Origin of the sequence: Ruegeria atlantica, assembly GCF_947495585.1 — a bacterium.
Taxonomy (GTDB): domain Bacteria; phylum Pseudomonadota; class Alphaproteobacteria; order Rhodobacterales; family Rhodobacteraceae; genus Ruegeria; species Ruegeria atlantica_G.
Genome location: NZ_CANLZK010000017.1, coordinates 59,178 through 65,540 on the forward strand (window position 1 = coordinate 59,178; position 6,363 = coordinate 65,540).

At 51.6% G+C, this 6,363-nt stretch carries 1 protein-coding gene; it reads right to left on the reverse strand.

Annotated features, from left to right (window positions below):
* Positions 1–226 precede the first annotated feature (226 nt).
* Positions 227–6,340, reverse strand: a complete 6,114-nt coding sequence (locus QMP16_RS21040; RefSeq protein WP_282153987.1) for an Ig-like domain-containing protein — start codon at positions 6,338–6,340, stop codon at positions 227–229.
* Positions 6,341–6,363: the final 23 nt, after the last annotated feature.

A 6,363-nucleotide genomic window follows, 5' to 3' on the forward strand; every position in this document is an offset into this window, starting at 1 on the left:
GCCAACTTCTCATCTGGGTAGAGGCATATGAGAAACCACCTCCACCACGAATTGTCTTTCAAACGCTTTCAGAACGGGTGATCGAGTTTGAGCTCGCGATAAGCTCTAGAACCAAATGAGATTGTCATCGACAAAGCTTACGTGTCGCGCAGTGACATCAAAGCCAACCCATCTCCACCGGACGAACACACCAGGTGGAAGTGTCCGTCCGATAAACCCATCTCAATCAAATTAGGAACCCGTCTTCGAGGGCAAACCACCCTGCAACTTCATTTGTGTGATTGGTCTCGCTGTCTTTAGATTGTTCCTCATCGACATAGATCGACAAGCTATCATGGTCCGCTGCATCCAGCCGCAATACGGAAGTATCTCCACCATCACGGGTTTGAAGGTCACCTAGAATGACTGGAGTATCTGCGAAGGTCTCTGAGAACAGGAACTCGTCGGCACTATGACCAACCTGATCGCCTGACAGTACTGCTTCAAATCCAGATCCGCTTCCTGTTTCAATCGCAATCCAACTCAGATCTTCGCTGACGTGGGAGGTGCCCTGTTCCTGCTCCCGAATACGGGCCTGGAATCCATCGGCATCCGAGTTGCGAATACGACTGACAACCGCATCGGGATCATTGACTGAGCTGACTTGGTGCAGCACCACTGCGTCTGTCAATGACGTTCCGAAGTCCACTGATGTGTAGCTGGTTCCAACCGATGCATTCCCCGCAACAATGGTTGATCCGTTGGCGAGCGTGTGCGTTCCCTCGGAAACAGCAAGCCAGCCAATTGTCTCAGCGCCATGTACACCATCGAGGTATTCATACTCGTCGATCTGGAACTCGAAGCTGGTGTCAGTCACATTGCGAACACGGGCTGTCGCGGGATCATCATCATTTGATGTCAGTGGACCCATAACGACAACTGCGTTCAGGATTGTTGCTCCGAAGCTGACGGTGTGCCATTGATCCGCACTGCTTTGTGATACAGTGATGCTTCCCGCTTCACCGAATGGGGTCGGGCCTGTCTGCACAGGGTTGACGTCGATTGCCGCTGTCGCTGAAGCGACACCACCTGCTCCATCCGAGATTGTATAGTTGACGGTGTCAGTCCCGCTAAACCCGGAATCCGGCGTGTACCGGATCTGACCACCTTCGATCACAGCTACTCCGCTCGACGCTCCAGTCACGTTGGAAATGGTCAAGACGTCACCGTCCGGATCGGTGTCGTTGGCCAGTACATCAATCAGAACCGTACCATCTTCGTCCAAGCTGGCAGCATCGTTCAAGGCTTCCGGGGTATCGTTTTCTGGCGTCACAGTCACGGCGATGGTCGCCGTTGCAGTCCCCCCATTTCCATCACCTACTGAATAGGTCAGTGTCTCGATGCCATTAAAATTGGAATTTGGTGTGTACCGGATCTGGCCATCTTCAATGTTGGCTATCCCGTTCAATGCTCCTGTGACGTTGTTGATGGTCAAAGTGTCACCATCGACATCAAGGTCATTGGCAAGTGCATCAATCAGGATCGTGCCATCCTCGGCGACGCTGGCGGTATTATTCGATGCGACCGGGTTATCATTTTCCGGCGTCACCGTGACGCTTATTGTCCCCGCATCGGTTCCACCGTTTCCATCCTCAACCGAGTAAGTCAGAGTCTCAGTGCCATGGAAGTCGGCATTGGGATTGTATCGGATCTGGCCGTTTTCAATACTGGCTGCACCGTTCAATGACCCGGCAACAGCAGTGATTGTCAGTGGATCGCCATCCACATCAAGGTCATTTGCAAAGACATCAATCAGAACGGAACCATCCTCCGTAACGTCGGCGACATCATTGGATGCGGTTGGAGCATCATTTTCTGGTGATACGGTTACAGTCACAGTCGCTGTATCTGTCTCACCATTCCCATCATCAACCGTATAAGTCAGGGTTTCACTGCCATGGAAATCGGTGCTGGGGGTAAAGCGAATCTTACCATCTTCAATGCTGGCAGAACCGTTCACAGCCGTACTGATGGAAGATATGTTCACTGCGCCGGTGTCATTTGCGAGGACGTCAATCAAAATCGTACCGTCTTCGGTAAGTGTTGCCGCGTCATCGACGGCATCCATCGTTGGCGAAGAATTCGCAGCCGACTGCCAGGCCGCAAAATCTACATTTTGCAACGTCAAAGTATCACCAGGCCCAAACGATATTGTGACATCATTTCCGTTCTGGTTGACGGTGACACCCACCGGCACATTGTTGGGATCGAGGGCTATACCATTGATTTCAATCAAGTCATTGTCGGGGTCGAAGTCAGTGACAATATCCGCGCCAGATCCGGTCTCAACACGAATGGTGTCGTTTCCAGCGCCCGTGGTATAGATGTCATCCCCACCCAGGCCCTGGAGTATGTTGCTATCCTCAGAACCAACGAGAGTGTTGTTGCCCGAACCGCCTATGATGTTCTCAAAATTCAGAACCTGCTCAGTGAAACCACTATCGAAAACAACGTTGGATTGTGACAAATCGAGATTAAAGTTGCTACTCGAATACGAGAAATCAATGGTGTCTCTGCCAGTACCTCCATCAAAGAAATCGTCACCCAAACTGCCTAGAATGAGGTCGTCGCCGTCACCGCCATAATGGTTGTCGTCGCCTTCGCCACCATCAATTGTATCGTTACCATTGCCTCCGTGGATCGAGTCATCTCCGACACCACCTGAAAGGGTATCGCTTCCGTCTTGTCCGTGCATGATGTCATCGAATTCAGTTCCGACATAGGTGTCGTCATCTCCTGTGCCAGAGAAGTTCTTGCTCGAATAGAAATCTTCCAGCAGTACGACAGATCCATCAGAAAACTGTAGAGTTTCGATTGCTAAGTTGAAGTTTGAGTCCTCATAGAACATGTCCTCCAGAGTTACAGTCTGAGTTGTACCGCTTATTGCTATGACAATATTGTTGGCTCCGTCGCCATCTGAGTCTGAAACGGACAGTTCCAGCATGTCCTGAGTGATACCCGCTCCGAAGACTACGCGGTCATCGGCACCGTTCAAATCCCAAATAAAATCTTCACCGTCTCCCAGTTCGATGTAATACCGGTCGTTGCCCTCGCCTCCTTGCAGGGACTCATTACCGCTTCCACCAATTAAATGGTCATCGCCATCTTCCCCCAAAAGTGTATCATTGCCGTCGCCGCCATACAGAGTATCGTTTCCGAAACCGCCGGATAGGCTGTCGTTACCGCCTAAACCGTGCATAGTCTCACTTAGACCGGTGCCTGTATAGTTGTCGTTTCCGGCCGTCCCTCCATAGCGTGTGCTAGAATAAAGCGCGCCGAGGTCGACTACTGTTCCGTCAGCAAATTCTAGGAACTCCACAGCCAGATTAGTAGCGTCAGTGGCGTAGAAGGTATCCTCTATCGTAACAGTTTGGCTTGTTCCTGCGATGGACAGGACGATGTTGTCGAATCCATCAGCATCAGCATCAGATACAGAAAGATCAATCATTTGGGATGTGATGCCCACCCCAAAGACGATCCGATCACCGAAGGAATTGCCATTTCCCTCATGAATTATGTCGTTCGTATCACCCAGATCAATCAGATAAGTGTCGTCACCTCCGCGGCCTTTCAGAAGATCGTTACCCGCTCCACCAGCAAGGCTGTCGAAACCATCGCCGCCAGTGAGAGTGTCGTTGCCGTCTTCACCAAAGAGCTGGTTGGAACCGTTGCCCGTTACAAGCAGAACATCGTCCCCAGTACCACCATAAAGCTGGTTGTCACCATAGGCATCGGTCAGAGTATCGTCTCCCGCGCCACCACGAAGAATGTCATTTCCACTGACCCCATCAATGCGATTGTTTCCATCGTCACCGATGAGGATGTCATCACCGCGGGTTCCATAAACATTCTCGATACTGACGAGTTGCTCTACGCCATTCTGATTGTTCAGCCATTGGACGATACCTTCATTGAGGTCGACGTAGACGCCGGGCCCGTTGAGGGAAGCAATGTCGTCCTGCAAATCAACCGTATCTACACCATCTCCACCATCATATTTGTCCTGTCCAAGCCCACCTCTGAAGTAATCGTCACCATCCCCTCCCACGAGGATGTCGTCACCGTCATCGCCAAAGATCTGGTCATTTCCTGATCCGCCGATGAGTTCGTCATTTCCTTCGGAGCCATGAAGATTATCGTCGCCAGCACCGCCCAAAACGTAGTCATCGCCTTCACGGCCATACAGAGAGTTATTCCCGGCGTCTCCAATAAGTACATCGTTATCGTCTGTTCCAGTCACCGTCGGATTCGCTGCGACATGCTTCCACGCGTCCAGAGAAACGTCTTCCAGGACAATGGCATCGTCGCCTCCAAACATCACATAGGTGTCGCCATTGATTTCTTCGATGGTGACGCCCGCAGGTGGGTTGTTCGGGTCAACGAAAACCTCATCAACGACCAGGATAGAGGCAGCAATGTTAAAGTTTGCGATACTGTTTTTGGACGCTTTGTCTGGATCAGTGCTGGCAATGAACGCGTTTCGGTCCAGATGGGCAGAATTGGGGTTGCTGTCTGCGCCTTCGACCACAAGGGTAATAGACCCTGCCTTTTCCACCCCTGAGGAATCCGTTGCGGTATAGGTTACAGTCTCAATTGCAGTCTGACCGGCGTCCAGCCAAGCATAGGCTCCGCCCTGGTCAAATTCCAAAGTGCCGTCCGGCAACATCGTCAACGTTGCACCCGAGTCCAGTCGGATCACTGTTCCAGGGGACATGGTCGTTCCGCCAACCGACACCACGGAAATTGGATCGCCATTCAGCTCTAGATCATTTTCTGTAACATCAATGACAGTCGAGCCACCTTCGTCTGTCTGGATAAAGTCATCAATGACCTCGAACTCTGTCAGAAGCGGGCCTGCTACCTCTGCATAAGTCAGGGTGACATCAGCAAATTCGATGAACTCCACATCGTCATAGATAACAAAGGAGCCGTAGTCCGAATTGAAGTTCGGGTCTGGGTGACCCTCTGCGATTGTCGCTCTTATCCCGCCATCAACAACGTCGTAGGTCATCATGGTACTGAGCGCACTGATTTTGACGGTATCTATTCCGGCTCCGCCAAACAGACGGTCGTCACCATCTCCACCAATGAGTATGTCATTGCCTTCGCCGCCACGAAGCACGTCGTCACCATGATCACCAATAAGTGTGTCATTGCCCCCGCCGCCGACAAGAACGTCATCGCCGTAAAAGCCATTCAGGATATTGTCGACATCGTTCCCAAAAATAGTGTCATCTCCGTAGAAACCCGTCACATTTTCGATGGAAATCAATTGCACGGAATCCCCGGATTCCTCCCAAACAGCTTGACCACCCGCCAGGTCAACGAACGCGTCCATTCTGGATTGAGTTTCAAAGGTATCTGTTCCAGCACCGCCGTCGTAAATACCGTTACCTGACTCATAAACATTGGGTTCGAAGTCAGGTTCCCATTCAAAACCCACGTTAACCAGAAGGTCATCCCCATCCCCTCCATAGAGGAGATCGTAGCCAATGTAGGTTGTCAGTATGTCGTTACCTGCGCCACCATCCAGAATATTGTTGCCGAATGTGGCAAGTATCTCGTCGTCTCCGTCACCGCCGTAGAGTTCGTTGCGTCTGTCATCGAATGTCATCGGATGATTGTGCCAACCAAGTTGATAATCATTCCACAGGCCGTCTCTCAGCCGATCATTCCCTGCCCCACCCCACAGCACGTTATCCGCTTCGTTGCCGTAAAGGACATCGTCAAAATCGGAACCGATAAGGTTCTCAATGGAGATCAGCGTGTCCCCAACCTCCTCTCCGGATGCGTCGACCAAGGTTCCAGTCACGCTGACGCGAACACCCGATGCGGCGTTTGCGTAGGACGCGGTGTCTTTGCCAGACCCGCCATCCAAATGGTCGCCACCTTCTCCTCCGATGAGGATATCGGCTGCACTGCCGCCAAATAGCGCGTCGTCCAGATTACCGCCAACAAGAACTTCGTTTTCAATGGACCCGTAGAGCTCATTGGCAACATCCATATCGCCGGCGATGGTCTCAGTTGGTACGGAGCGTTCCTCTTCCAATGCACCCAAGGCGGCAAAAGCAGTGCCGCTCAGCGGACTGTTTTCGAATGTTAGATTTCCGTTGCTTGCATCGGAGACCGAAGACGGCCAATCAAGGAATCCATCTTCGAATTCCAGAGCAAATGGCACTGAGATAGAAGGCGCAATCGTTACAATACCACCATTGGCCCCGGTCGTTTGGAAACCGATTACGTTTTCAATTGTCAGGCTGGCGTTGCCGTTGACGACGATCTCAATCGTGCCAACCGTCATATAATGATCCAGTACAACCGGTT